Source organism: Breznakia pachnodae, assembly GCF_030814225.1.
Lineage (GTDB): Bacteria > Bacillota_I > Bacilli_A > Erysipelotrichales > Erysipelotrichaceae > Breznakia > Breznakia pachnodae.
Genome location: NZ_JAUSUR010000001.1, coordinates 153422 through 178666, shown reverse-complemented (window position 1 = coordinate 178666; position 25245 = coordinate 153422). Strand labels below are relative to the sequence as shown.

The window sequence follows — 25245 nt, the reverse complement described above, 5'->3', positions numbered from 1 at the left end:
AAAGGAGAGAAAATGTCAAAATATAATATTGATTTAAAAGGAATAGATATTGTAGAAGAGTATAAAGAATCTATTAGTAGTGGATTTAATTCTTTAATAGATCCTGCTTTGAGAAATGAGCATGGGATGGAGTTGAAGGCATGGAATTATAATGGGGTTACGCTATTAAATGTAGAACATCATAGCGAATTACAAGGGAAACCTTTTAATGGAGTATTAATATTTGATAAAAGTACATTTTTTTCAGAATGTAAATCATTTGAAAAGAAAAAAGAAGTTACTCATACTTATGGTGGAGAGGTTAAAGGGTTTCGAATAGGTGCATATGCTTCCTATAAAGTTACACCACAAGGGTCTGAAACTTTTGAAAATATTGTTAAGAATGCTTTTGTTAATGTTGAGTGCTACTTATATGATTACTTTAATGATCAAATAATTCCATACACAAAAGAAATTAATTTTACTGAGTCACAGTATTTTAAGAGTTTTTTATCAAAAGTTGAAAATCAAGATGTATTATTTATTGAAGATTTAAGTCAATCAGATTATAAATTATTAAAAAAACATATAAGAGATCGATTTGTTTTTGAAAAAACAGGACAATCAATTACAAGAACTTTTTTTAACAAATATTCTGGATTTTCGAGTATTGATTATAATTATAAGTTAATAGCTGGTGTGATTGATGGCTATCCAACTAATGAAATAGAAATGCTTGAGAAGAAAAGAGAAGAACATAAAGAAATTAAGAATAATATAGAAAATGAAAAAAGAAAAAAAACACAATTATCAAACGAAATGAATAAAAGAATTGAAGATGAGGAAAGAAGAAAAATAGAAATTCAAGAGTCAAGAGAGTCTAATTATTATAATAGATTATTAGAAAGATTCAAAAATAGAGAGGTTGAAATAGAAGAAATTAACTCACACATTTTAGAACTTCAACATTCAATAACAATGGTGGAAGAAGTATATTGTGCAGTAACAGATTTTTTCATTGGGAATCTAGACAAAAGTAAAGGTGTTAAAAATGACAACATAGAAAGACTGTACGAACCAATGAAATTAGATTATCAAAAAAGGTTTTCAACTTTCATTATAGAAACTATAAAAAAATATGAAAGTTATATTAATCTTGGTGATGATTATTTATCTTTAGATAGTTATGGAGTAAGATTTGATTCAAGCAGTAGAAAATATCTAATAAAACTAAAAATTGGAAATGGTATAGAGCCAATGTTTGGAAATGTGAAAGATAGATATTGGGAATTTACAGGTGTAAATGTAATTAGGTTAAATGTTTATATTAAAGCATCGAATAAACATGATATTGACAATATTCAATTAAATCATATTGTGAATAATTTTAAAAGAGAATTTAGTGATGAAACAATTGCTCGCACTGGAATGAATATATATAGTAATGATGTTATTAAAATACATGATCGGTTTAATCATATGAAGGAAGAATATGTTGAACCGCAAACAAGTTTGGGTCTAAATAAATTTGATAAAAGTGAAGCAATGCGCATACTTCTTTTTGAAATAAGTTTAGATTTAAAGTCTATCAAAGATACTAACGAGAGAAATAAAGAATTTATTTCTTATATTATTGACGAATTTATTGATGAATAAGTCTTGAGTATTTTTAGTTATCTAACAGTAGTAAATTATATACACAAACGGAGGTAAATATGAGTGATATAAAAATACCAGTATATAAAGGTGAAAAATTAAGAGAAGATAAAAAAATATTGATAGTTGGAGAATCATACTATTCTGATGATTCGACTTACTACAATGGGGATGAAAAAGTATTAAATGATTTTCCAAAATTAGTAATGAATCGATATTTCCATCAAGTGGATGCAGATAGATGGAATATTAAATTCTTTAATAATATTACTGAATTCCTTACATGTAATGGAATTATAAAGGATAATTTGCAAGAGGTGTATTACTATAATTATGTGCAGAAGATACTGCAAAGAACAATAAATGGAAAAATAAATAAAGCAAAGTGGAAAGCTGATATAAGAATGTCTACGAAGGCTTTCTATGAAGTTGTTAATCAAATTAAACCAGATGTCATTATTTTCTTTTCATTTTCAGCTTTTGATGCTGCAACTTATTATATAAGTGACTCTAACAGCAATTTTTCTTTCGATCAAGAAAATTTGGTAAATGAAACTCATTATAAGAAAAGTGAAATAATAGTAGGTGACATTAAATCAAATGAATCTTCAATAAGGGTTTTCAGATTTCCACATTTAACAGGAGGACCTGTAGGCTGGTCTTTTAAAAAAAGTTTTAATAAACTTGCTGAAATAAAGATGGAACTTTCTAAATATGAATTGTAATAATTATCTTAATGTTGATATTTTTGATGCTATCCATCAAGTAATTGAAAAAAGAAAAATTTTTCATAATGAGGCAGATTTTCAGTTTAGCTTAGCTTGGAAAATTAAAGAAATGAATAAGGATTTGGAAGTCCGATTAGAGAGAGTATGTAGTTTGAATAATAAAAATTGTTATATAGATATTTATTTGAATGGCAACAACAAAATAATACCAATAGAATTAAAATACAAAACTAACAATATTGAAGTTTTCGAAGGAGATGAACCTTACAGTTTGAAAAAACAAGGAGCAAAAGACTTAGCTTGTTATGATTATATTAAGGATATTTGTAGAATCGAATCGATTATGAAATGTGATGATACGTTTCAAGTAGGATATGCAGTCTTCCTAACTAATGATTCTTCCTATGTAAATATACCTAGAGAAAACTCAGGTTATCTGGATTTCAGTTTTGAAATTGGAAAAAATATCACAAAAGGAATTAAATGTTGGGGAGAGAATTTGGGAGATGGAACAACAAAAGGAAGACATCCAATTGAGTTAAATAATGAATATTCAGTTGATTGGATAACTTATGATAATTATCCAGGTTCAAAAAATGGTAAGTTTTATTCTACTGTAGCAATAATTAGAGATTACTCAAAGTTAAAAGAGCAGATTAGTAGACTTTTTTTCGATTTACAAAAGAATGATTATAATGAAAAAAGCATTATCTACAAAATTATCGAATTAATAAATGAACATTGTCTTTTAGAAGGGAAGTCATATCAGGATTACTTACAAGATATAAAGAATAATTGGAATATTAGTAAATTAAATATCAACCAATGTGGTTTGTATTTAAAATACATTATTGCAAATGAGAGATTCGGTGAAGGCTTTATCCATAAATGTTTTGTTAATGGAACAATATCAAGTATTTTGTTTCAAATGCTTGATTTACTGGACTAAACATTTCTAATATTGTACTTAATATTTTTGTTATATTTAGGAATACATATTTCTTTTACGAATATAAGAATAAGAGGAGTATAATTATGATTAAAGAAGCGTTTAAAATATTACTAAACTATTTTGTGAAAAAGGGTTATTCATATGAGGAAGCCATTGTTAAAGCAACAATTGTTGAAGCTCATATCATGTATGAATGGAAATTTCTAATGGTGGATTATCAGTTACATTAACTTTATAACTCTAGTTAAATATAATTAATTTTTAACTAGGTTAAAGTTTACCGTTAAAAAATGGAAGAAGGAGGTATAATATGCGTGTAAATAAACTTATTACTACAGAAATTAAAGAAGAAAATTTAGAATGGTATATGAAGTTGCTTGATAAATCATATAATGAATGTATTACCATCCTTCAACAAAAATATGGAGAAGTTAGAGATGATTATTTTAAGCAAAAATCATATGAAAGATTTTTAAAAGGAGAAATAAAAAAAATAGGAAAAGGAAATTACAGTAGAGCTAAAGAAGGTTTAGAATGTCACCATATTTTTGAAAATAAATATATTTGTATTTCTAATCAAGAAGCAATAGAAGAATTTGGATATCCTTATGAATTGCAAAAAAAGGAGAACTTAGTATATTGCGATATTTGCGAGCATTTTATATTACATACATTAATAACAAAAGAAACAAACGGAGAATTTGGAGATGGGGGAAATGAAGAATATCTTAAGCCCAAAATTAATGATTGGTTTATCGAAGGGAAAGTACCAAAACCTGAGTGGATGAAAGAGTGTATAAGAAGGGCTGCTTTATCTACTAGACAAGCAGCTTCATTGCTAAAAAAAAGTAATGATATGTTAAAGGATATAGAAGAGAAAAGAAGAAGAGAATTTAGTGCAAAATTAAAAAATATGAGTTTAGAAGAATATGATGATTTACTAAAAAAAGAAGAGGAAGAAAGAATAAACTTAGCTAGAAAACGTGATTTGAGGATGAAAACTGAGTTTGATAAAGAATATCCCAAACTAAAAAAACTGAATATAACCTATAATACTTCAAGGGATAAAATTTTAAATATATTATATAATCAGAAGTACAATGAAAATTATCCTGATCTAAAAGCATTCAAGTCAGCCATGATTAACATAGTTAGACAAGATTTAATAAAACTGTTAAATGATAGTCAACCTATATGATGTTTATATTTTTTATCTCTCAAATTTAAATGATATAATTGTAAGGAAATTAGGAGGTAATTGTGGGTCGAAAATTTGCTAAAAATCAGCATTTTGTTCAAAGAAAAACAATAATTGATAATTGGATGTATTCAGGACAGGTAGGAGTTATAAGAAAAAAATCTAATGGAGACTTAGTGAATGAAAAACCAAAATCATCAAAATCTATAATGTTTAAAACGTTTTTTTTATGAAGTGCTGTACGGTTTTGATAGTATGAATTCCTTTGTAAAATCTGGTGGTTATACATTTCGCATGGAAGACAGTTCTCAATTAATTAAAACTAATGATACGGAAAATCATATTAAAAGAATTGAAGATGCAGCTACTCCTATATTGAAAAAAATTATCACAGATGTAACATTATCAAAATCAATAAAGAGAACAAAACATATAAGAGTGACTTCAATTGAATGGGATAAACTAAGTAAATACTTTGCATTACAAATTATTCGTACACCAAGAGGAAGAGAAGGTTATTTTGGAGATGCTAGTAGCTATTTGAATAGAATTACATCAAAATCTTCTTTAAACCTAGCTAAGCAACAGTTTGTAAATAATATGGTATATATTTTACAATTGGGTACTTATGGTGAAAATGGGTTTTCAGGAAAACTTAAAGAAACTGAAACCTATTTTAGTGCAATTTTTAATATAATAAAAAAATCTAAACCAAATATATTTATTTTAAATAAGCCACAAGATCAATTTATCATTGGAGATCACCCATGTGTAGCACTTGGTGAATTTATGATTGATACAATTATTATGCCACTATCTCCAACAATACTGTTGAAATTATCCGATTCAAAGACTAATCTACAAACTGGTATAATAAGTATAAAAGATTGCCCTGAAGCACTATATGAATTTAGTTTAGTAACTGAATATAAAGCAAGTGTTGAAAAAATTATCTTTCAAACTAATATAAGCAAATATTTCGATCTTAAACAGCAAATTTTAAAATCTGATAAGAAATGGAATGACAAAGTTCATCTTTGGTCTCTTTCTTCTATGAAAAAATACTACGAAGAAATGAAAAATGATGAAAAGGAGAAAAGGATTAAGTGAAATTTTGATGAAATCATTTGTCGATCAAACTTATGAAGGAAATATCAAATAACTTAAACTTAAAATTAATAATATTTAAGTTTTATTATTTTGGAGCAATTAGTAAAATTTTGTTGAATTGAATCAAAGTGTTTCCATATAATATTTACTTATTATTGAAAATATATTATTTAATGTTTCATGAATATTTTTCTTCATCAAATACTTAACATAATTTTTATGTTGATTTGAAAATCCTTTCGACTCTAGAGGGAGATCATTCCAAATTATTTTGAATTTTGATGGTAATAAGTCTTTTGATGGTAATAGATCAAAAGTAGATAAAGTATGGGTATATATCGTTATACTATGCTTTCTTTTATTATTTGCGTATTTAATTGCACTAATGATTTTACTTTCTTCCTCATTAAAAGATGGAATATTTATAATACATACTTCCATCCATGATAAAACATCAAACAGCTTTTCCTTCAATAAAATATTATTAATATTATTTTGAATTTTACATTCAGCATAAAACAAATTGAAATTGTCGATTTTCTTTTTTAATATTGCATAATTATCTTTCATTATTTAACCTCAGTGTATAAATTATACAGCATATATATTATAATTTACACATTATCTAGAAATTCAAAGAATTTATTAATTGTATACTTATCATTTAATCCAAATACTAGGCAGTATATTAGGTATGAAGATAAAACAAAAATAGATTACTAAATAATTCATTTACTAATTCAAAATACGTTTACACAAGATTTTGAACTTGACTAAAATGAATGAAAGTGAAAAGATTATATTATAAAAAAATATATGGAGGAAATGAAAATAGTTATTCATATTCGATATTATAGAACTTAGTTACTATTATAATAGTGAGCAATACTTATAAATAAGTTATTTCATACAGTAATGCTTACTCAAATTAGGAGGAAATTTATCTATGAACTATAGAAAAAAAGAAGATTATAAAAAATATATAGTAGCATTTATCGATATTCTTGGATTTTCATCGCTTGTAAAAAAATCTATTAACGACGCTAATAATTTACTTAAAATAGATACAGCGCTTGAAAAATTCAATAATCTTCGCTTAAAAAAAACTTGGGAAGACAATCAAATATTAATTGATGTTGAAGAAGATGCACAGAAAAAAAATTTAGATGATTATTATATAAATAAAATGGCTAGATGTTTTTGCTTTTCTGATTCAATTATTATTACTGTTAATGGTGATAATCATATAAACGAAAGAACATCAGCATTAATTGCTGTTTTATCTAAAATAGGCGCTGAACTTTTGTCTAATGGTATTTTAATTCGTGGTGCAATAAGTTGGGGTGATATGCATGTTGATGATAATTCTCAAAGCTCAAAAGCATTCGGACCAGCTATAATAGATGCTTATAGAATAGAAGAGGATCAAGCTATTTTTCCGAGGATAGTCTTGTCTGGTGAAATAGTTAAAAGATTGAATTATCCATTAGATACTAAAAAAAATAGGCATCCATATCACCAATATATTGAACGATATAATGACGGACTAGTAGGGTTTAATCAATTAACTTATTTTAGAGTTATGCACAATGTTTCAGACAAAGATATTGGAAGTAATTATTATGAATTACTAAGTAAAGCAAAAAAAGAAATTATAGATGGATTAGATGAAAACATTACCAATATAAGAGTATTTGAAAAATATTTATGGCTTAAGAATGAGTTTAACAATTTGTGTATACTAATGAAAGACATTTCAAATTCCTATTTTTCTGAATCAATAAAGGATATGAATTATTCTTCAAGAAATAAGATTTTCTATTCATCATTTAATGATTAATTTTTTTAAGGATAACGCTATTGGATACTTTTTATAAATGAGTAATGATATTGTTTTTATCTTAATGTTAGTCACATTGTATACTGGTATCTAACAACATATAGTAGATATTGTGGAACAATTGAGAGACATAAATAAAAAGTATTAAAATATTATAAATCAAGTAGATACATAGATAATTCAAACGTAAGTTTATATAATTTACATTAATTATGTATTAAAATGTTTGAGAAAGGATTGGAAAAATATATGTTTTAAATAATTGGTCATATTTACGGACAAATTACGGACAAAGTTATAAAAAAGTATGATAATACGTAATAAAATATAATGATAAAAAGTAATAAAACACGATAAATAAAGGAAAATATAATTATTAAATATAGTTAAAGATTTTCCTTCTGTGGACGCCATTTATGAAATAAACCCTTAACTGGGTTTTTTTATTTGGTTATTCAAAAATCACGGACAAAATCAAAGGTTTTCTAAAATATTGAGTATTTCTTTACGCCTTTCAGGAAATAAATGACCATATACTTTTTTAACCATTTCTTTAGAATGTCCTAGTCGTTCAGCAATGATATAACTATCTAAATCTTCCTTGCTAGCATTGTTAATCAGAAGTGAAACGTGTGAGTGCCTAAAGTCATGAACTCTAATTTTTGGCAGGGGATTATCAGGATTTATTTCATTCCATAGTTTGATGTATTACTCCTTGCGGTTCTCTACAGTTTTTTTTGTGGTATTACTTTAATGCTTCCAAAGATATACCAATCATCATTATATTCATAAAACTTTGAAACCTCTTCTTGGTGCTTTTTAAGTCCATCTAAGAGGTTCTTATTTAAGTATATGATTCTATCTGTTCCATTCTTAGTTGATTGTGTAATGACTCTATTTCTTGTGTCATAGTTAGTATTGATAACAAGTGTACCATTGTTGAAGTCTATGTCACTCTATTTTCTTACTTGTAGCTCACTTATGCGCATTCCAGTAAAATGTAAAGTCTCAAATAATAATTTATATTCATCATCAGTAGCAACACTTATAAAGTATTTATATTGTTCATGAGTAGGTGGTGATACCTTTAGGCTCTACAACGATCTAGAGAAAGGGGATTCAACTACTAGATAGTTTGTAGATGAAGATTGTGAACTGTTTATGTATATGGATGATACTACGTTTTAAAATATAATATGTAATATTAAATATAAGAATAGATACTAATTCAAACAAAGTATCTATTCTTTTTATTTCCCGATTCTTCCAGTATTCCGGCCAAAAATGACAATGACATTACCAATTATCCTTTTTCACTGACCGATTGTCACAAATTCAAGAAATTCTACTATTTTTGTGATAAAGTTTCTTTGACAATCAAAATATATTTGCGCAGGTATGGAGGGGATTGTTATAAGGAAAGAAAGAGGAAAGAGGAATGAAAAAAATTAAACTATTATTAGCTATTTTGCTATGTACTTTAGTTGTGGTCCCAACTGCAATAAGTGCCGAAGAAAACACAAGTAATGATGATAATAACTCACAACAGGTTCAGCAAGATGATGACTATGAATTTGTTGAACTTAGTAGAGAGGAATTTATTAAAGAGATTGCAGATCTTAATAATATATCATATGAAGAAGCTGAAATAAAAGTAAATGTGAATAATTTAGAGGGATTCAATGATGCTATAGTACGTGGAGAGAAAATGCCTAGAGCATTGGAAACTAGATATGGATATTTTACTTCAAGATTTTATACACCAACTGATACGGATCGCCGTCCAGAAATTAGCACTAATGCTTACTATGGTGTTTATGCCTCTTATTATTTACCAACAGGAAGTACATCCTGGAGTTTGAGAAAGTTTCTTGCTATTCACGATGTTTTCATTTATGCAGGAAATAGTTATACTGCAGTAAAAGTGCAAAGTAAAAATGCAAATATTACAAGTGCATATAATATTAAGTTTTCAGCATTAATTCAAATGAAAAGAGATCAGCTCTTACATGTCTATATTAATTACACAGTAACTAGAAACTTTGGACTATAATGAAAATAAAAGAAATAGTTAAAGCTGTTATAATTATTAGTTTTGGAATTATGATATACTGTGGATTAAGAGGATACGAATTACCATCTGACTATGCGATGATAGTCTTTGTAGTTTCAACAATTGTATCTGTGTTTATAAAGGATAAATAAGTTATCTATTTATATTATATGTAATAGTTGTTCAAAAATGAGTAGATACAGTACTAAAGTAGATACCTATTCTCAATGGTATCTACTTTTTATTTAGGAATAAAGGATTATTGAGTATATACTAGTGAGGTGATCTAAATGTATGAAAATATCTATAATGTAGTTATTGATATGAATGATGAAAATACTACAGTTGATGAAGCAATTGATTACATTATAGAACTAAATAAATAATTATTATTTTAATTTCAGATTACGGACAAATCATGGACAAACTTATAAAAAAGTATGATAATACATAGTAAAATACGATAGAAAAAAGTGAGATAATACTATAAATAAAGGAAAATATGATTATTTGATACTGTTCAAGATTTTCCTTCTGTGGACGCCATTTAAATAAATAACCCCTTAAAATAAGGGGTTATTTTATATATAAACATGTGGTATTTATTATCTTTTATACTTCAAATTGTTTTTCATAACTTAGATACTTTCTATTATAGTCCTGCAGCATTAACTCCATAAACTGCTTGATCCTGGGTAAAACCTTCAAAGATTAATTGATCGATTAATCCTTGACGGCTAAATGACATAAAACTTAAATAAGATTTTGCAGATTTAGCAGCTTGTTCATCCCAGTTTGCTCCTACATTGCTTGCACCATAGGCTGCTTCTTCAGCAGTAAAACCTTCAAATAGTAGTTGATCTTTTAGACCTTGATAAGAAAATGCCATTGATGTAGCTAAGTAATTCTTAGCTGACTTAAGTGCTTGTTCATCCCAGTTTGCTCCTACATTGCTTGCACCATAGGCTGCTTCTTCAGCAGTAAAACCTTCAAATATTAATTGATCTACTAACCCCTGATAACTGAATGCTAAAGATGTGCTTAAATATGAACGTGCTTTGTCCACAGCATTTTGGTTAGCTAATGATGTACCTGATGAAGATGAATTATTTCCTCCACCAGTACCTCCAGTATTACTGCTGTTAGTATTGTTAGTATTATTTGATTGATTTGTAGTGTTTGAATTATTATTATTATTATTATTATTATTATTATTAGAATTATTATCAGAATTACTATTATCAGAACTCTCACCAGAATTGCTTTTTGAATCCTCAGACTTGTCATTATATGTTTGGTTGTGTTGTTTTTCAGTATTGATAGCAGTTTGTGCTTTGTTATCATATACCCATTCTAGATAATCTATAAAACCTTCTTCATTCGTACCAATTTCCATCAAGAAGTAATAAAACTTATTATTTGCTTTGGTATCATTTGATGAAGAACCATTTTTCGAACTATATTCATAATACTCTTTGTTTTTTGAATAGTTATCAAATTGAAAACTTGTAATTGAACCTTTACTATTAAATTTTGCTTTGACATACCAAACATTAGAATTCATATATATAGCGATAGTATCTACCTCGAAACTTTCATCACTAGGTTTGATCGTTTTAGAACTTTGTTCAGTATCAGGATAAGCATTTCCGTCAAAATCATAATAATCACTTTCTTTAGACGCATCACGATTTAAAAAGTTAACTCTATAGTATGCATTTTTGTCAGATAAAAAATCCCATATCTCTTTATTGGAATTTTCTTGTTCTAGTGAACTGATATCTTTTTTTTCTGTTGTTTCATCTTTTTCTTTGTTTTCGTTACTTGTTGAATCATTACTCCCGCATCCGCTTAATATTAATCCTAAAACTAATAGTAAACTAAATAATTTTCTCATTATCTTTCTCCTTATGATATATCCTTATTATAAGGGGAATTATATCTTTTATAAAGAAAAACTGTAAGTCATACTATATTTAAATGCGATATTAAAAACAGTTACTTAATCATTTCTTTATAAATAGCTTCAAAATCATTTATTGTAAGATTATATTCATCCAAAAGTTCTCCAACAAATCTTTTAGTTTCTTTTGCATTATCAATATCTTCATTAGAACAACTTGTTCCATTAATAGATTCATTAGTTTGTAAGTGAAACTGACAATTGTCACTTGCATAGATTTCACTTTCTATGCCGTATACACCAGTGTTGGCATCGTTTGTAGTAAAGATAGTATAATAATCAGTACTATCGTCATATAATGTGTGAAAGCGAGAACCTCCAGGTATTATCAGAATTGAAGAACTGTTATCTTCAGCAGTATCAATTGAAACTCCATTACTTTTTAGTTCCTCAATAATTTCTGCACCATTTTTCATATCATTCTTTGTACATCCAAATAATGGTAATAATCCTAAACAAAAAATCAATACAACAATCTTTTTCATCGGTTTACTCCTTCTTGTTAGAGTTTATAATAAGCGATTAATTTAAGTATCTGTTTGTGATATAATCTTTAATACTATTTTTTGGATTATATTTAGGATAATAATTTTTTCTAAATACATCAAAACAGAATTCGTCTTTCTTGATTACACCAGTTTCTAATAAATGCATTAGGGCTAGGGAAGGACTCCTGCACTCGCCCGTATTACAGTAAATAAAGACTTTATAGCCTTTATCTAGATTGCTACTAATAAAGTCAAGTGCTGGTTCAATCATGTCATCACATACACATTTACAATCATCAATCATATTCAATGAAATAATATCCTCATCTTCATAAACCAAATAATCAGGTGAATCTACAGTATGTTCATTATCAACCTGATTAACCAATGACTGATGAGTAACATAACCATTTGCTTCGTTTAAAGCACATACAATTTTCATATATTCTTTGTTTGCGTTATTAAATTCTTCTTTTGTACCAATGTACAATTCTAAATCACTTATTTGATTCATTACTTCTTCACCTTCTTCCTTATACTTATATTATAATATATTATAAACAAATTATAAAGTATAATTAATGAAAGGTGATGACTTGGAAAGTATATTGTTTTATGTAAGTTATCTAAAAAAAATCTAAACTAAAAAGTTTAGATTAGTATTCAAGTTTAGCTAATAATTTTCTCATATCATAATCATCAATTACAAATGTATGAGAAGTTGATCCATAACCAGATTGATGTAATGAAACCATAGTGATTTCCATATCTTCAGGATCAATAAATGAGATGTTATCAATATTGATAATTAGTTCGTTCTCACTGTTTTTCTTTAGCATTTTCTTGTTTCTGTTGATTACTTTAATAAATTTTGACATTGTATCCTCCTTTTTCTTTATTATGTAAATTATAGCATATGTATAAAATAATAACTTTAACGTAATGAAATAGTGAAGATAAGTGCATTATCTATTATAATGATTGTAAGAAGGAGAGTTATGTATGAACTTGGACGAAATGAAAAGGTTTATTCTGAATAATAAAGAGTTAGTAGCTTGGGGAAATGATTTAACTGAAGAAAGAGTTTTTAAAATGAATGGTAAAGAAGTTGCAGAAACTTATGAGTATATGAATCAGATATTAGAAAAAAAGAATATGAATAAAAAGTAAACGGATAATCCATGAAAAGATTATCCGTTTATGTTATCGTTTAATATAATTGTAAGTTCTTCTTCTAATCGAGTGAGGATTGTTATCTGCAACTCTTCCTAGTTCATGAGAAAGGGTAGGAAGAATGCTTAAGACAATAACAATTAACCAATGAACAAAACCAATATGAGTTAATCCAAATATATTGCCAATTGGTGTAGCTACCAATAATCCAAATACTACAATCATCGCGATTGCACTCATTGTTAGTGGTTTATTGTTGGATAACGTTGTTTCAAATACTGATTTTTTACTGCGAACATTAAAGATATGTAAAATCGAAGTCCATCCAATTGTTAGAAAGGCCATCGTTTGACCGATATCTAGACTTGCAGACATAATATTAGATACATCGATGAATGAACCAATGTAGAATGCAAGAAGTGATACAACTGAACAAGATACAGTTTGACGAAGAATCAAACGTAACATATCTGCCGTAAATAATCCTTGATTACGTTTTATTGGCTTCTTAGCCATTATATCTTCATCAGAGACCTCTTTAGCCAGTTGTAAGCCAGGAATACCATCACCAAGCAAATTGATAAGTAAAAGCATAATTGGTGTTAGAACGATGCCCCATCCTGCCATTTGAGCAAATAGCATTATAACGATTTCACTTAAGTTACAGACAAGTAAGAAACAGATTGTTTTCTTAATGTTTTCATATACATTTCTACCAACACTGACAGCTTCAACAATAGTAGCAAAGTTATCATCTGTAAGTACCATATCAGATGCATTCTTAGCAACTTCAGTTCCAGTGATCCCCATTGATATACCTACATCGGCTGCTTTTAAAGCAGGAGCATCATTTACACCATCACCTGTCATGGCAACAACGTCACCATTCTCTTGCCATGCTTTCACAATACGAATTTTATCCTCAGGAGAGACTCTAGCATATACGGCATAGTTCTTTACTGTATCATTTAACTCCTGCTCACTCATATGAGACAACTCACTACCAGTTAATATTTTTTTACCTTCACTAAGAATTCCGATTTCTTCAGCAATTGCACTTGCAGTAGTGGCGTGGTCACCAGTAATCATAACAGTTTGTATTCCAGCCTTTTTTGCTTTTTCAATTGCTTCAGCTGCTTGCGGTCGAGGAGGGTCAATCAAACCAATTAAACCAACAAATGACATATTTTGTTCTAATTTTTCTAATTCATTTTCATCAGGTAATTTTTTCACATAGCGAATCGCAACTGCAATTACTCGCAGTGCTTTTTTCGCATATGAATCATGTACAGCCATGATTTCTTGATACTTTTGATTTGACATTTCTTCGAGGGGTAATCGATCCAATGCACCCTTGGTTATAATAAGGTATCCATTCGTTTCTTTTAATATTACACTCATTCGTTTTCGCTCTGACGAGAAAGGTATTTCAGCTACTTTAGGATATCGATCTTCCAAAGTGGATTTCTCTAATCCCTTTTTACTTAATAACTGCATAATAGCAACTTCTGTAGCATTACCTATATACTCTGTTTTACCTTCTTCATTTTTATCGATCGTTGCATTACTAGCAAGTGCTAACATTGTCACCAATTCTTCTTCTTTTCTACCAAAATTATCATCACTGCTAATTTGTGGAGTACCATAACGCCAAAGGTGTTTTATTGTCATACGATTTTGCGTAAGTGTTCCTGTTTTATCAGAGCATATAACAGAAGTGTTACCTAATGTTTCTACTGCTGGAAGTTTACGAATCAAAGCATTCTTTGTGACCATCTTCTGTACACCATTGGTCAAAGATAAAGTGACAATTAATGATAATGTTTCTGGTACTGCAGCCACTGCCATTGAAATAGCAATCATAATCATTGTTCCAAAATCAGCACCACCACGAAGACCAATTGCCAATAAGAAAAGAGCAGAAGCGATTGCAATCCAACTAATGACACGTCCAAGTGAATCCAAACGAACTTGTAATGGAGTCTTTAATGTTTCGGTATTATGAAGATGACTGGCAATTTGTCCCATTTGTGTGTCCATTCCGATAGCAGTTACAATCGCTGTTCCATGTCCAGTACTGACAATACAACCCGAGAATACCATATTGCTTTGATCACCAACAGAAGCAGTTCCAGAAATACTTATAGTAGCATCTTTTTCTACTGGTTCACTTTCACCAGTCAAAGATAATTCATCACAGGACAATCCAAAAGATTCAATCAGCCTTGCATCAGCAGGAACGATACTACCAGTTTCTAAAATGATAATATCACCAATTACGACTTCAGAAGTATCGATGGTTTTCCTGATATCATCACGAAAGACAGTACAGTTAGGTGAATTCATCTCAGCCAATGCTTCCAATGATTTTTCTGCTTTACCTTCTTGGGTGATCGCCAATGTTACATTTAAGACAACAATCGCTAAAATTACAGTTGGTTCGATAAAACTTGATCCTTCTTTAAAAGCCAAAAGAAAAGACAATGCCGCGGCAACTAATAATACAATTGTTGATACATCACGCAACTGATGTAAAATTCTTCTTACTAAACTTGTTTTCTTTTTCGTTTTAAAAACATTCTTTCCATACTCCTGTTGTCGATCATCCACTTGTTCTTGTGGTAATCCAGTAGTAATATTTGTAACCAGGTATTCTTCAATTGTTTCTATCTCCAGTTCATACCATTTTTCCATAAGGATTCTCCTTTCATCTATACATCTAATTCAATAAATGATTCATCATCTACATCATTAATGGATTCAATAACATCACTAACACCTAAAACGATAAATACCATTCCACTTAACCATCCAAATGATATTGCGAATAATGAAGAATTAAATAGCATCATTACTGCAAATGTCATACAGATGAGCTGTAATACTTCAACTAAAATAAATACAACATTACCAGTTATCGGTTTTAATATATATGCTCTACACATATGGATACCACTATTAATCATCATCCATAAGGGAATAATGATATTCAAAATCCATTTTCCAATAATTGGATTTAAAAGTAATAAACCACCAGCACTTAAACTTGCAATACTTGTAATTAGTAAACTTGTTGTTTTGAAAACAATATGTTTTCGTGTCTTTATATATAAGAACAACTCCACAATGCCATAAATAATTAATATAATACTGAATATAACTACAATGTTTGTCATTGTTTTATTTGGATTACGTAAAGTGAAAATTCCTAATATGAAGAATAATAACCCTTTACACAATTCAATCCAATCAATCTTTGTTTGTCGTTTCATACAACTACTCCTTTCATAAAAATGTTAGGGATATAGTATAATAGTAGTTTCAATTGAACTTCAATAAAATCTACATTTTAGTTGAAGTTCAGTTGAAGTTTTCTTATTATAATGGTAATGATTAATAAAAGGAGGGTGTACCATGATTCAAATATTAGTAGTAGAAGATGATTTCAACACCAGAAAACTTATGGAAGCAGTACTTTTAGATGCTCAATTCACACCAGTATTAGCAAGAGATGGACAAGAGGCATTAGAAATTTTAGATACTCAACACATCGATTTAATGATTACTGATATTATGATGCCAGAAGTAGATGGGTACGCCTTAGTGGAACAACTTCGTGATGCAGACTATCAGTTGCCAATCTTAATGGTAACTGCGAAAGAAGCAATAAAAGACAGAAAAAAAGGGTTCTTTGTAGGAACCGATGATTATATGGTAAAACCAGTCGATGAAGAAGAAATGATTTTACGTATCAATGCATTACTTCGCAGAGCTAAGATAGTAAATGAAAGAAAACTTACAGTAGGGAAGGTAACTTTAAATTATGATACGTTAACTGTAACGCGTGAAATGAATCGTGTTACCTTACCTCAGAAAGAGTTTTATTTATTATATAAATTATTGAGTTATCCCAATATGATTTTCACAAGAGTTCAGTTAATGGATGAAATATGGGGGATGGATAGCGAGACTTCAGAACATACAGTAAGCGTACATATAGGACGCTTAAGAGAGAAGTTCTATGATTGGCCAGACTTTGATATTATTACGGTGAGAGGTCTGGGATATAAGGCGGTACAGTATGATGAAGAATGAAAATAAAAGATTTATAATGGCAAGGATAAAACTATTACCAATACTGGTATGCTTTGTTTTTATTGTATTATTTGTAAGTATGTTAGTTTCTGTTGCTTTTATATATTTGATGGATTATTTACATGTGTTAAAACCACTTACATCCAGACGTTTTCCAATTATAATTATGTTTATGCTTATTATTAGTTTATTAGTAAGTATTATTATTACAACAATCGCAGGAAATCGAACATTACGACCATTAAATAAAATCATTGATGCCACAAAAGAAATAGCAGCAGGGAACTTTGATATTCGTTTAGAAAATCAATACCCTTATGAGTTTAGTCGATTGACAACAAGTGTAAATGAAATGGCAAAAGAATTGGGAAGTATAGAAACCCTTCGGGATGACTTCGTAAGTACAATCTCGCATGAATATAAAACACCCATAGTATCAATCAAAGGATTTGCGAAACTAATTAAAAAAGGAAATTTATCCAAAGAACGTCAAGACGAATACTTAGATATTATTATTTCCGAATCAGAGCGATTAACGCAACTTTCTAATAATGTTTTGTTATTATCAAAAGTTACAAGTAGTGATCGAATGAATGATATTACAGAATTTTTATTAGATGAACAATTACGAAAAGCTATATTACTATTGGAAAGTCGTATTAAAAATAAAAATATTACATTAGATATGGAGCTAGACAGTTGTACAATTCAAGCAAACGAAGAACTTCTGAATCAGGTTTGGATTAATCTTCTTACGAATGCGATAAAGTTTACAAAAGATAATGGGACGATTTCTTTAAAGTTAGTAAACGATAGAGAAAAAGTTCAAGTAGTAATTGAAGATAATGGGATTGGAATGGATAAAGAAGTAACAAAACATATATTTGATAAGTTCTATCAGGGAGATTCCTCTCATTCTTCGCAAGGGAATGGACTTGGCTTGGCGCTTGTAAAACGAATTGTTGACTTATGCAAAGGATCGATTGAAGTGTATAGTGAATTAGATAAAGGTTCTAAGTTTATTGTTGAATTACCAGTAAACTATAAAAATTAAAATAAAAAAAGTCTCAGTTTCAGCTGAGACTTTGACTTCTTATTGTACTGGAAGCTCGAAGTTAATGTATTCATCACCAAACATTGTTGGGTTGAAACGCAACTTTATTGTTCCACTAGCCTGTTTTAATCCATATGCTTCATCAGCAGTAGCTTTAGCACCAATTGGTGCATCTTTTGGATATTCACCACTGATAGGGTATGCATCACAAACATTACCACCTTCATCGATTACAGTGAAGTAAGAAGAAAAGATATAAACTCCATCTTCATCATTAATATTTTCATATGTATAATTAATCTTAATTACCTGAGCAGGATTGCTGTCATCAAATTGATTACGTTCTTCAGTTGATGTTACTGAATTAATTGTAAGCGTAAATTTCACATCACCATTTTCAGAATATTCTACAGTCTCTCCTAAGCCGTATGCTTTATTCTTAATTTCGTTTTCAGCTTTTGCTTCATCAAATACATTATCTAAATGCTTTTTAATGTCTTTTTCATTAATCTCATACTTTTCAATCCATTCATGATATCTAGTTTTGATTGTTTCCAGTTCTTTTTTATCGTCATCAGAACAATCATAACCAGTAACTGTCTTTTCTTTTTCTAAATTAAATACACAAGCAAAAGAAGTGTCAGCAACTGAATCAGATCCATAAACACCAGTTTCATCATCAATGATGTATCCAGCATCTAAATCACCATAAACATAAACTTTCTCTCCGTCAGCTGTAGCAATTACATCAAAGTAATCTAAGTTATCCTCACTAGAATAAACCAAACTTTCAAATCCATCAGATGATTGGAAAGTAACCTCATATCCATTCTTGTCGAATACCTTTGCTACTGCGTTGGCTGATTTAGAATCAAATTCTTTTGGACCACTACTGTCATTACTGCTCCCTCCACAGGCAGTAAGGAATAGTCCGAAAACCAGCAATAAACTTAATAATCTTTTCATTTTTTATCTTTCCTCCTAAAAAAATATATCACAATTTAAAATTGTTGATACTATTTCCTTAATACTTATTTCCTTCATCTCTACATCAATTGTATCGTTTATTGACTTTTTGTTCAACGTGAAATTATTATTAACTAATTATTTTAAATAACAATTAAAAACACCTCAAATTTAGTTAAGGTGTTTTGTGAATATTAATGTTTTACTTTTTTTAAAATTACCAAACTACTTCCAGCTAATAGAATTAATGTAAGCAATAAAGTTACATTTGTTGTATCACCAGTAGCAGGGCTTGTAACTCCATTTTGGGTTGTAGCAGGTTTTGCTATTGGTTCACTAGGATTTGTAGGTTCCGTTGGGTTTGTAGGTTCCGTTGGGTTTGTAGGTTCCGTTGGGTTTGTAGGTTCCACTGGATCAACAGGATCTATAGGATCTACAGGATCAATTGGGTCTACGGGGTCGACAGGATCTACTGGGTCAGTTACTTTTTCCCAGTTTGCATACAATGTAACATCTTTAGTTACCAAAGTAGTGAAGTCATAAGTATTAGCAAATGTTTCATCATCTAAGAACCAGCCAAGGAATTTATAACCTTCACGTATTGGTTCATTAGGTTTACTTACTGCATTTCCATCTTCTACCTCAACACTAGCAATTGCACTACCACCATTTGTTTCAAACGTTACAGTATGCTTTGTAGTTGTAGTATCATTACTCCACACTGCATATAAAGTATCACTTCCATTTAAGGTAATTGCCTGGTTTGCAGTATACTCAGCAGTTGTTGCTGTTTCAGATGTTGACCAACCTAAGAATTGTTTATCGTCGTTTTCCAGATTTGTATCATCTAGTGTATTTAATGTGGCAGTGTTGTACGCTACTAAATAATAAGTATCAGTTTCAGAGGCACTATAATACTCTGTACCATCATAAGATAATGCAGGTAGATTTTTCCATGTTCCACCATTTGCATCAAACTTCATATATGAGATTTCAATTGCACCAACATCAGGTGTTGCTTCTCTTGTGACTTTTCTTGCATCTAATGGTGCAAGGGAAGTAGGCGTACCAGTTGCATCAGCTAAGCCACCAGGAACAATTGTTAGCGTTGGTAAATATCCAATCGTATAACTACTATTAGGATTTCCAATTGATGATACATCATAGTTTGCTTGTAGTGTAGGTGTATCAGATCCGAAAACCGTTTGTGTATTTATTAAGCTAGAATCTACTGCTGTTCCATTGTCTACACCGATACTATTATAATTCATAAAAATTTCTGCATGAACATTTGCATATTCATCATTAATTCTTACACCACTTGCATCTTCAGCATAGTTATCTAAAAAGATATTATTGTAAGAATTTATAGGTGCATTTCTACCACCTTCATTGTGGGTCGCGATAGCTCCACCTTTTTGATTGTTATGAAATGCACCAGAGCCACCACTAACATTTGCATAAAATGTATTATTAACTAAATCAACATTTGTATCGATTGCTATTTGAATTGCACCGCCACTACTATCTTGGAATCCTTGACTACCCTTACCATTTGCGCGGTTTCCACTAAATGTTGAATTGGACACAATTGCCTGACCACTGGCAGTAGGTTGTTCTATAAGAATTGCTCCTCCATCATCATGAGCGTAGTTATTTACAAATGTACAACTGTCAACGTTGAAATAAGGATTGGTTCCTCCAGCTTGACCATAATAATAAATTGCACCACCGTCTGCCCAAGCACTACCAGTGCTTGGATTGTAATTCGTTTTGTTATCTTCAAAATAACTATTCGTAATATTGATATTATTACTTTGGGCAACAGTAAATGCGATTGCAGCTCCTCCTCCTGATGAATTTGCAGTATTTCCTTTAAAATAAGACTGATCAATTGTTACAGTTTGAGTATATTTAATCCAAATTGCACCAGTTGACACCCCACTTCCTCCATCACCATAGTTGTTGATGAAAGAAGTATTTTTGATATCAAGGTTATTAACTTTTGCTTCTGCATTAATTGCTGAAGCTCCATATCCTGGGTTGTAATTAGTATCAAAAGTTGATTCATTTACTTCAAAGTTATTAACATTGTTTAAATTCACTCCGACTCTATTACTAGAGATTGTTACATTATTAAATGAATAATTACCATTAGTGAAATTCAATCCACCTTTGGTAATTGATGCACCACTATTTCCAGGATTTCCTGCAAACGTAATATTTTGGAAAGTTAAGGTACCAGTTCCATTGTTTGTGATTGTTAAGTGTTTTGCATTAGTAGGTAAGTTACTACCATCAATCACTTTTCCATTTCCTTCAATTGTGATGTTAGCAGAATTGCTAATTGTCACAGAAGTCTGTGTTGTAGGGGATGTATCAAATGAATTGCTTAATTCAATTGTTGTATCCTCATCTGCAGCTTGTATCGCTGTTGCTAATTCGCCCATGTTATCAACAGCGATAGGCGCTGCGCTGATGTCATTGTTACTCGCAATGTTTATAATTGCAAACGACATCAAAAGTGTCAAAAAGACACCAAGTAATTTTCTTGTTTTTTTCATGTATTTCCGCCCTCGTCTGGATACTAAAGCATATATAAATTATAAGTATCCACAGCCATTATACCAATTAATAAAAATTATGCTTTTGAAATGACCTAAAAAAGTGATAATTGCAATAAATTACCACTTTTTTTCGATAATGACGAATCACCACTATTATATTTTAACTTTATTGATAACACCAATACCAAGAGGGAAAGGACCTGTATGCACTGCAATAGTTGCACCAATCAAATGAACACTTACTTCTTCATTCCACTGTGGATATGTTTCTTTTATAGCATCTGTTACTTGTTGCTTAAACTGTAAGCCTTCTTCTTTGTCAGAACCATAACCAACAGTTATCATACATTCATCTGGTGTTAATTTATTACTTTCAAAATGATCCAACAATAGATTAATCAATTTCTTTTTTCCAATATTACGACTTCTGATAACTCCAGCATTATGAATCTCACCGTTATCGAATAGAATTAAAGGTTTAATTTTTAATGCACTAGCTGCAAAACCTGATAATTTACCAACTCTACCACCATTGATAAGGTAGTCCATACTACCAACTGTAAAGAAGATTTTTCCTGTCTTTTTTAAACTTTCGATTTCTTCTATCATTTGTTCATAAGAATATCCAGCATCTCTCATCTTCGCTATTTCAATAATTAATAATCCTTGAAGTACGGTTACAATTGTAGTATCGATTACTGTAATCTTAATATCAGGGTATGTTTCTTCCATTATTTGCTTTGCACCTTGTGCAGAATTGTATGATCCACTGAATTTTGTAGTGATACATAAACAAATAATATCATTACCTGCTTTTGCAACCGGTTCAAAGACATCCATGTAGTCTTGAATGGATGGCATCGATGTTTTAGGGAATACTTTAGGGTTATCAATTAAAAACTGATAGAAATCTTCAACACTTACTTCAATTTTTTCTTTTTGGTGTGTTTCACCATCTAATGTAACATAAAAGGGTACTTGAATAATGTCTAGATCTCCAAGCGATGATTCTGGCAAATCACAAGAACTATCTGTAATAATTTTATACATAATTATAATACCTTTCTTTATTCTCAATAAATATCTTTTATATTGTACTATACAAAAGAGATGAAAACTAGAATTTGTTTTGATAATCAATGTATTTTTTTGAATATTCTTTCATAAATTTATGAAAAATTTGAAATTTGTTTTCATTAAACTTACTTTTCGGTTGAAAATGTGGTAAAATAGACCTAGATAAAAGGAGTATGGATAATCTTTTATCAAAATGGTATTACAATAAAAAAGCTACTGATGTTATATTTATAATTTAGATTTAGTCAGCTAATACTAGTTGGCTTTTTATTAAATCTGAGATGAATTTGTGTAATTATAACATAACCAGAATTATGAAATAAGGAGGTCATGGCAAATGGTAACACAGTTTATTGCAGTCTATGGATTCGAGGAAAACAAACAAAAGGATCTTGAACAATGTGATTCGTTTTTAAATGAATTTGAATTGAAATATGGAATCAAACGATTTGAAGAAAAAGATGTTGAAGAAGATGATAGACCTGAATTGGCAAACTTACAAATGGATATTAGTGAAGGATTAGTTACACTAGTAGTTGTTTCAAGTTTGGATCGTCTATCGAAGACAAAGAATGGATTAAAAGGATACTTAAATTTCTTAAAGGAACACAACACAGGATTAGTCAGTTTAAAAGAAAAGATTGAAATTGACTTTACTAAGTGTAAAGTACAGACAAGTTAGAACTATTTGCGAAAGCAAATGGTTCTTTTTTTTTGATTTAATATTTTTTTAACATTTTTTTGACAACTTATTAATATGTATAGAGCATACTACATATGTACAAAGAAGAATAAAACGAAAGGAGATTTTATGAAAACTAAGAAGCCAGACTTTATTGCATATGAATATATCACCTTATCTGTTGACAACGATATGAAATCAGTATACAGCGATTGTTATCAAAACTTTGGCTGGAGTATTGAAGGCTTTGGATCATCAACAATTGGCAGTGATACGATTACAATAAAATTGAAGCGAGATCGAAGGGTTCAAAATAAATCAGATTTAAATAAACTTCAAAAGGAATGTGAACATGCATTAGAGACAATTTATCATTTGGAGAAAACTAAAAGTACAAGACCAATGATTACTGCACTAGCTACAGGTTTGATAGGAACCGTATTTATGGCTGGAGCTACTTTCTGTTATTTAGGTGGATTTATCCTATGGTGTGTGATTCTTGCTATTCCAGGGTTTATTGGATGGGCATTACCATATTTTATTTATCAAATAGTTAAGAAAGCACAAACAAATAAAGTAAATCCTAGAATTGATGAAGAATATGAAACAGTATATCGAACATGCGAAGAAGCAAGTGAAATGATATATGTATAGGAAGGAGAAGTGAGTATGCGACTAAAACCATTAGCCGTGACGGTTGTCACTGCAACTACGTTTATTGTAGGAGCTAGAGTATTTTTGAAAAAGAAAGCAAAATAGTATAAATATCAGGGAGGAGTAATATATGCCTAGGATTAATATCTGCAAATATCAGTTAACAAAATTATCAATGTCATTTAATGGGGTGTTGGCCCTTGCTAAGATTTTTCTAGGAGTTTATACACTTTCTCTATTTCCGATATTAAGTGCATGCTATAGTTTGGGAATTATGATTGCAAAATACTTTGCAATTACTGAACATAAGCGTACAACGAAAGAGTCTATCAGTAGTGAAGAGATAGAAAGAAGACACTATCGTTGCTATCAGTTGATTGGCGTAGTGATTTTAGTATCAAGTTTATTGTTTATTATATATAGTCTTCGTTTATTTATCATTCAAGAACCATTAGTAAAGTATTCAACGATTGGAGCAATTACAATTGCTGCTGTTACCTTCTTTGAAATCGGTGCAGCAATCAGAGGTGTATTTCTGGCAAGAAAAAAAGAAGATCGACTAATGGAATCCATTCGTTTGACCAATCTAGCAACTGCTTTGATATCTTTAGTTCTTACTCAAACAGCAATTATGTCATTTGCACACGGTGGTGATTATACTATTTATATTGGATGCAGTGGTGTCTTGTTTGGGGGAATCGCTGCAATTATAGGTGGTTATATGATTGTTAAAGGAAGAGTTCATATGAACAGTGAAAAATCAGTCTATAAAAGATTACCATCAAATTGATAGTCGATTTACTATGTAAGAAAGGAGTGAATTTATGAATCCTATAATTATTGGAATTGTTGTAATAGCAGTTGTGCTGTTCGGTGTGTTTATTTATATGAGAAAGAAGTAAATCTATGATTTATAAACTGATAAGAGAAAAATGAAAAACATTCAACATAGTTCTTACAAAATATATAAAACGAATACAGATACTCTTATCATTTATCGATTTAAAATC

The 25245-nt window shown here is 29.7% G+C and carries 25 protein-coding genes; 15 read left to right on the top strand and 10 right to left on the bottom strand.

Annotation, left to right across the window (positions count from 1 at the left end; translation table 11 throughout):
• Positions 1-12 precede the first annotated feature (12 nt).
• From J2S15_RS00865 to J2S15_RS00835, 7 genes are all read left to right on the top strand, one after another.
• A complete protein-coding gene (locus J2S15_RS00865) occupies positions 13-1635 on the top strand; it encodes a hypothetical protein (RefSeq protein WP_307404560.1) in 1623 nt (540 codons plus the stop codon).
• Between the two features lie 59 nt (positions 1636-1694).
• Positions 1695-2360: a hypothetical protein gene (locus J2S15_RS00860; protein ID WP_307404558.1), complete on the top strand. Its 666-nt coding sequence runs from the start codon at positions 1695-1697 to the stop codon at positions 2358-2360.
• Positions 2350-3312, top strand: a complete 963-nt coding sequence (locus J2S15_RS00855; protein ID WP_307404556.1) for a hypothetical protein — start codon at positions 2350-2352, stop codon at positions 3310-3312. The genes J2S15_RS00860 and J2S15_RS00855 overlap by 11 nt, the downstream gene beginning before the upstream one ends.
• An 86-nt stretch (positions 3313-3398) precedes the next feature.
• Complete coding sequence (locus J2S15_RS00850) at positions 3399-3545, top strand: hypothetical protein (protein ID WP_307404554.1); 147 nt, start codon at positions 3399-3401, stop codon at positions 3543-3545.
• Positions 3546-3625: 80 nt separating this feature from the next.
• Positions 3626-4513 carry an SAV1803-related protein gene (locus J2S15_RS00845; protein ID WP_307404552.1) on the top strand — a complete coding sequence of 296 codons (888 nt, stop codon included), beginning with the start codon at positions 3626-3628 and terminating at the stop codon, positions 4511-4513.
• Between the two features lie 62 nt (positions 4514-4575).
• Positions 4576-4746 (top strand): hypothetical protein, encoded by a 171-nt coding sequence (locus tag J2S15_RS00840; protein WP_307404550.1) that lies wholly within the window; start codon positions 4576-4578, stop codon positions 4744-4746.
• 61 nt (positions 4747-4807) lie between these two features.
• Positions 4808-5623 carry a DUF4238 domain-containing protein gene (locus tag J2S15_RS00835; RefSeq protein ID WP_370872442.1) on the top strand — a complete coding sequence of 272 codons (816 nt, stop codon included), beginning with the start codon at positions 4808-4810 and terminating at the stop codon, positions 5621-5623.
• Positions 5624-5746: 123 nt separating this feature from the next.
• Here J2S15_RS00835 and J2S15_RS00830 read toward each other — a convergent pair whose 3' ends face one another.
• Positions 5747-6193 carry a hypothetical protein gene (locus J2S15_RS00830; protein ID WP_307404547.1) on the bottom strand — a complete coding sequence of 149 codons (447 nt, stop codon included), beginning with the start codon at positions 6191-6193 and terminating at the stop codon, positions 5747-5749.
• A gap of 376 nt (positions 6194-6569) precedes the next feature.
• Between J2S15_RS00830 and J2S15_RS00825 the strand changes: the two genes are divergently transcribed.
• Together J2S15_RS00825 and J2S15_RS00820 are read left to right on the top strand one after the other, a co-directional pair.
• On the top strand, positions 6570-7463 hold the full coding sequence (locus tag J2S15_RS00825) for a hypothetical protein (RefSeq protein WP_307404545.1): 894 nt from the start codon (positions 6570-6572) through the stop codon (positions 7461-7463).
• A 1438-nt stretch (positions 7464-8901) separates the two neighbouring features.
• Positions 8902-9516: a hypothetical protein gene (locus J2S15_RS00820; protein WP_307404543.1), complete on the top strand. Its 615-nt coding sequence runs from the start codon at positions 8902-8904 to the stop codon at positions 9514-9516.
• A gap of 652 nt (positions 9517-10168) precedes the next feature.
• On the opposite strand, the gene J2S15_RS00815 is transcribed toward J2S15_RS00820, so the two are convergent.
• The 4 genes from J2S15_RS00815 to J2S15_RS00800 form a co-directional block, all read right to left on the bottom strand.
• The gene (locus tag J2S15_RS00815) at positions 10169-11413 is read right to left on the bottom strand and encodes an Ltp family lipoprotein (protein ID WP_307404542.1); all 1245 of its coding nucleotides are present in this window, start codon (positions 11411-11413) and stop codon (positions 10169-10171) included.
• Between the two features lie 101 nt (positions 11414-11514).
• Positions 11515-11964 (bottom strand): hypothetical protein, encoded by a 450-nt coding sequence (locus J2S15_RS00810; RefSeq protein ID WP_307404540.1) that lies wholly within the window; start codon positions 11962-11964, stop codon positions 11515-11517.
• A 37-nt stretch (positions 11965-12001) separates the two neighbouring features.
• Positions 12002-12481 carry a protein-tyrosine phosphatase family protein gene (locus J2S15_RS00805; RefSeq protein WP_307404538.1) on the bottom strand — a complete coding sequence of 160 codons (480 nt, stop codon included), beginning with the start codon at positions 12479-12481 and terminating at the stop codon, positions 12002-12004.
• Positions 12482-12623: 142 nt separating this feature from the next.
• Positions 12624-12845 carry a hypothetical protein gene (locus J2S15_RS00800; RefSeq protein ID WP_307404537.1) on the bottom strand — a complete coding sequence of 74 codons (222 nt, stop codon included), beginning with the start codon at positions 12843-12845 and terminating at the stop codon, positions 12624-12626.
• A gap of 124 nt (positions 12846-12969) precedes the next feature.
• On the opposite strand from J2S15_RS00800, the gene J2S15_RS00795 reads away from it, so the two are divergent.
• Positions 12970-13137 (top strand): hypothetical protein, encoded by a 168-nt coding sequence (locus tag J2S15_RS00795; protein ID WP_307404535.1) that lies wholly within the window; start codon positions 12970-12972, stop codon positions 13135-13137.
• A 33-nt stretch (positions 13138-13170) separates the two neighbouring features.
• On the opposite strand, the gene J2S15_RS00790 is transcribed toward J2S15_RS00795, so the two are convergent.
• Complete coding sequence (locus J2S15_RS00790) at positions 13171-15834, bottom strand: calcium-translocating P-type ATPase, PMCA-type (protein ID WP_307404533.1); 2664 nt, start codon at positions 15832-15834, stop codon at positions 13171-13173.
• 17 nt (positions 15835-15851) lie between these two features.
• Complete coding sequence (locus tag J2S15_RS00785) at positions 15852-16412, bottom strand: DUF308 domain-containing protein (protein WP_307404532.1); 561 nt, start codon at positions 16410-16412, stop codon at positions 15852-15854.
• A gap of 142 nt (positions 16413-16554) precedes the next feature.
• Between J2S15_RS00785 and J2S15_RS00780 the strand changes: the two genes are divergently transcribed.
• Together J2S15_RS00780 and J2S15_RS00775 are read left to right on the top strand one after the other, a co-directional pair.
• On the top strand, positions 16555-17235 hold the full coding sequence (locus tag J2S15_RS00780; protein ID WP_307404530.1) for a response regulator transcription factor: 681 nt from the start codon (positions 16555-16557) through the stop codon (positions 17233-17235).
• Positions 17222-18289, top strand: coding sequence for a HAMP domain-containing sensor histidine kinase (locus tag J2S15_RS00775; protein WP_307404529.1), 1068 nt, complete (start codon positions 17222-17224; stop codon positions 18287-18289). The genes J2S15_RS00780 and J2S15_RS00775 overlap by 14 nt, the downstream gene beginning before the upstream one ends.
• 39 nt (positions 18290-18328) lie before the next feature.
• Here the strand turns inward: J2S15_RS00775 and J2S15_RS00770 are convergent, their stop codons facing one another.
• The 3 genes from J2S15_RS00770 to J2S15_RS00760 form a co-directional block, all read right to left on the bottom strand.
• On the bottom strand, positions 18329-19255 hold the full coding sequence (locus tag J2S15_RS00770; RefSeq protein WP_307404527.1) for a hypothetical protein: 927 nt from the start codon (positions 19253-19255) through the stop codon (positions 18329-18331).
• Positions 19256-19449: 194 nt separating this feature from the next.
• Positions 19450-21819 (bottom strand): InlB B-repeat-containing protein, encoded by a 2370-nt coding sequence (locus tag J2S15_RS00765; RefSeq protein ID WP_307404525.1) that lies wholly within the window; start codon positions 21817-21819, stop codon positions 19450-19452.
• A gap of 156 nt (positions 21820-21975) precedes the next feature.
• Positions 21976-22872 carry a DegV family protein gene (locus tag J2S15_RS00760; protein WP_307404523.1) on the bottom strand — a complete coding sequence of 299 codons (897 nt, stop codon included), beginning with the start codon at positions 22870-22872 and terminating at the stop codon, positions 21976-21978.
• Between the two features lie 364 nt (positions 22873-23236).
• Between J2S15_RS00760 and J2S15_RS00755 the strand changes: the two genes are divergently transcribed.
• The 3 genes from J2S15_RS00755 (at position 23237) to J2S15_RS00745 (ending at position 25025) form a co-directional block, all read left to right on the top strand.
• Positions 23237-23581 carry a recombinase family protein gene (locus J2S15_RS00755; RefSeq protein ID WP_307404521.1) on the top strand — a complete coding sequence of 115 codons (345 nt, stop codon included), beginning with the start codon at positions 23237-23239 and terminating at the stop codon, positions 23579-23581.
• Between the two features lie 129 nt (positions 23582-23710).
• The gene (locus J2S15_RS00750) at positions 23711-24235 is read left to right on the top strand and encodes a hypothetical protein (RefSeq protein ID WP_307404519.1); all 525 of its coding nucleotides are present in this window, start codon (positions 23711-23713) and stop codon (positions 24233-24235) included.
• A 130-nt stretch (positions 24236-24365) separates the two neighbouring features.
• A complete protein-coding gene (locus tag J2S15_RS00745) occupies positions 24366-25025 on the top strand; it encodes a hypothetical protein (RefSeq protein WP_307404517.1) in 660 nt (219 codons plus the stop codon).
• The last annotated feature ends 220 nt before the right edge of the window (positions 25026-25245 follow it).

Bases quoted from the DNA above. Each gene is read 5' to 3' on its own strand.
- J2S15_RS00755 (WP_307404521.1), top strand. From the start codon at position 23,237: ATGGTAACACAGTTTATTGCAGTCTATGGATTCGAGGAAAACAAACAA.
- J2S15_RS00865 (WP_307404560.1), top strand. From the start codon at position 13: ATGTCAAAATATAATATTGATTTAAAAGGAATAGATATTGTAGAAGAG.
- J2S15_RS00835 (WP_370872442.1), top strand. From the start codon at position 4,808: ATGGAAGACAGTTCTCAATTAATTAAAACTAATGATACGGAAAATCAT.
- J2S15_RS00845 (WP_307404552.1), top strand. From the start codon at position 3,626: ATGCGTGTAAATAAACTTATTACTACAGAAATTAAAGAAGAAAATTTA.
- J2S15_RS00830 (WP_307404547.1), bottom strand. From the start codon at position 6,193: ATGAAAGATAATTATGCAATATTAAAAAAGAAAATCGACAATTTCAAT.
- J2S15_RS00745 (WP_307404517.1), top strand. From the start codon at position 24,366: ATGCCTAGGATTAATATCTGCAAATATCAGTTAACAAAATTATCAATG.
- J2S15_RS00855 (WP_307404556.1), top strand. From the start codon at position 2,350: ATGAATTGTAATAATTATCTTAATGTTGATATTTTTGATGCTATCCAT.
- J2S15_RS00800 (WP_307404537.1), bottom strand. From the start codon at position 12,845: ATGTCAAAATTTATTAAAGTAATCAACAGAAACAAGAAAATGCTAAAG.
- J2S15_RS00815 (WP_307404542.1), bottom strand. From the start codon at position 11,413: ATGAGAAAATTATTTAGTTTACTATTAGTTTTAGGATTAATATTAAGC.
- J2S15_RS00775 (WP_307404529.1), top strand. From the start codon at position 17,222: ATGATGAAGAATGAAAATAAAAGATTTATAATGGCAAGGATAAAACTA.
- J2S15_RS00825 (WP_307404545.1), top strand. From the start codon at position 6,570: ATGAACTATAGAAAAAAAGAAGATTATAAAAAATATATAGTAGCATTT.
- J2S15_RS00850 (WP_307404554.1), top strand. From the start codon at position 3,399: ATGATTAAAGAAGCGTTTAAAATATTACTAAACTATTTTGTGAAAAAG.
- J2S15_RS00795 (WP_307404535.1), top strand. From the start codon at position 12,970: ATGAACTTGGACGAAATGAAAAGGTTTATTCTGAATAATAAAGAGTTA.
- J2S15_RS00860 (WP_307404558.1), top strand. From the start codon at position 1,695: ATGAGTGATATAAAAATACCAGTATATAAAGGTGAAAAATTAAGAGAA.
- J2S15_RS00765 (WP_307404525.1), bottom strand. From the start codon at position 21,819: ATGAAAAAAACAAGAAAATTACTTGGTGTCTTTTTGACACTTTTGATG.
- J2S15_RS00780 (WP_307404530.1), top strand. From the start codon at position 16,555: ATGATTCAAATATTAGTAGTAGAAGATGATTTCAACACCAGAAAACTT.
- J2S15_RS00805 (WP_307404538.1), bottom strand. From the start codon at position 12,481: ATGAATCAAATAAGTGATTTAGAATTGTACATTGGTACAAAAGAAGAA.
- J2S15_RS00810 (WP_307404540.1), bottom strand. From the start codon at position 11,964: ATGAAAAAGATTGTTGTATTGATTTTTTGTTTAGGATTATTACCATTA.
- J2S15_RS00760 (WP_307404523.1), bottom strand. From the start codon at position 22,872: ATGTATAAAATTATTACAGATAGTTCTTGTGATTTGCCAGAATCATCG.
- J2S15_RS00820 (WP_307404543.1), top strand. From the start codon at position 8,902: ATGAAAAAAATTAAACTATTATTAGCTATTTTGCTATGTACTTTAGTT.
- J2S15_RS00750 (WP_307404519.1), top strand. From the start codon at position 23,711: ATGAAAACTAAGAAGCCAGACTTTATTGCATATGAATATATCACCTTA.
- J2S15_RS00790 (WP_307404533.1), bottom strand. From the start codon at position 15,834: ATGGAAAAATGGTATGAACTGGAGATAGAAACAATTGAAGAATACCTG.
- J2S15_RS00770 (WP_307404527.1), bottom strand. From the start codon at position 19,255: ATGAAAAGATTATTAAGTTTATTGCTGGTTTTCGGACTATTCCTTACT.
- J2S15_RS00785 (WP_307404532.1), bottom strand. From the start codon at position 16,412: ATGAAACGACAAACAAAGATTGATTGGATTGAATTGTGTAAAGGGTTA.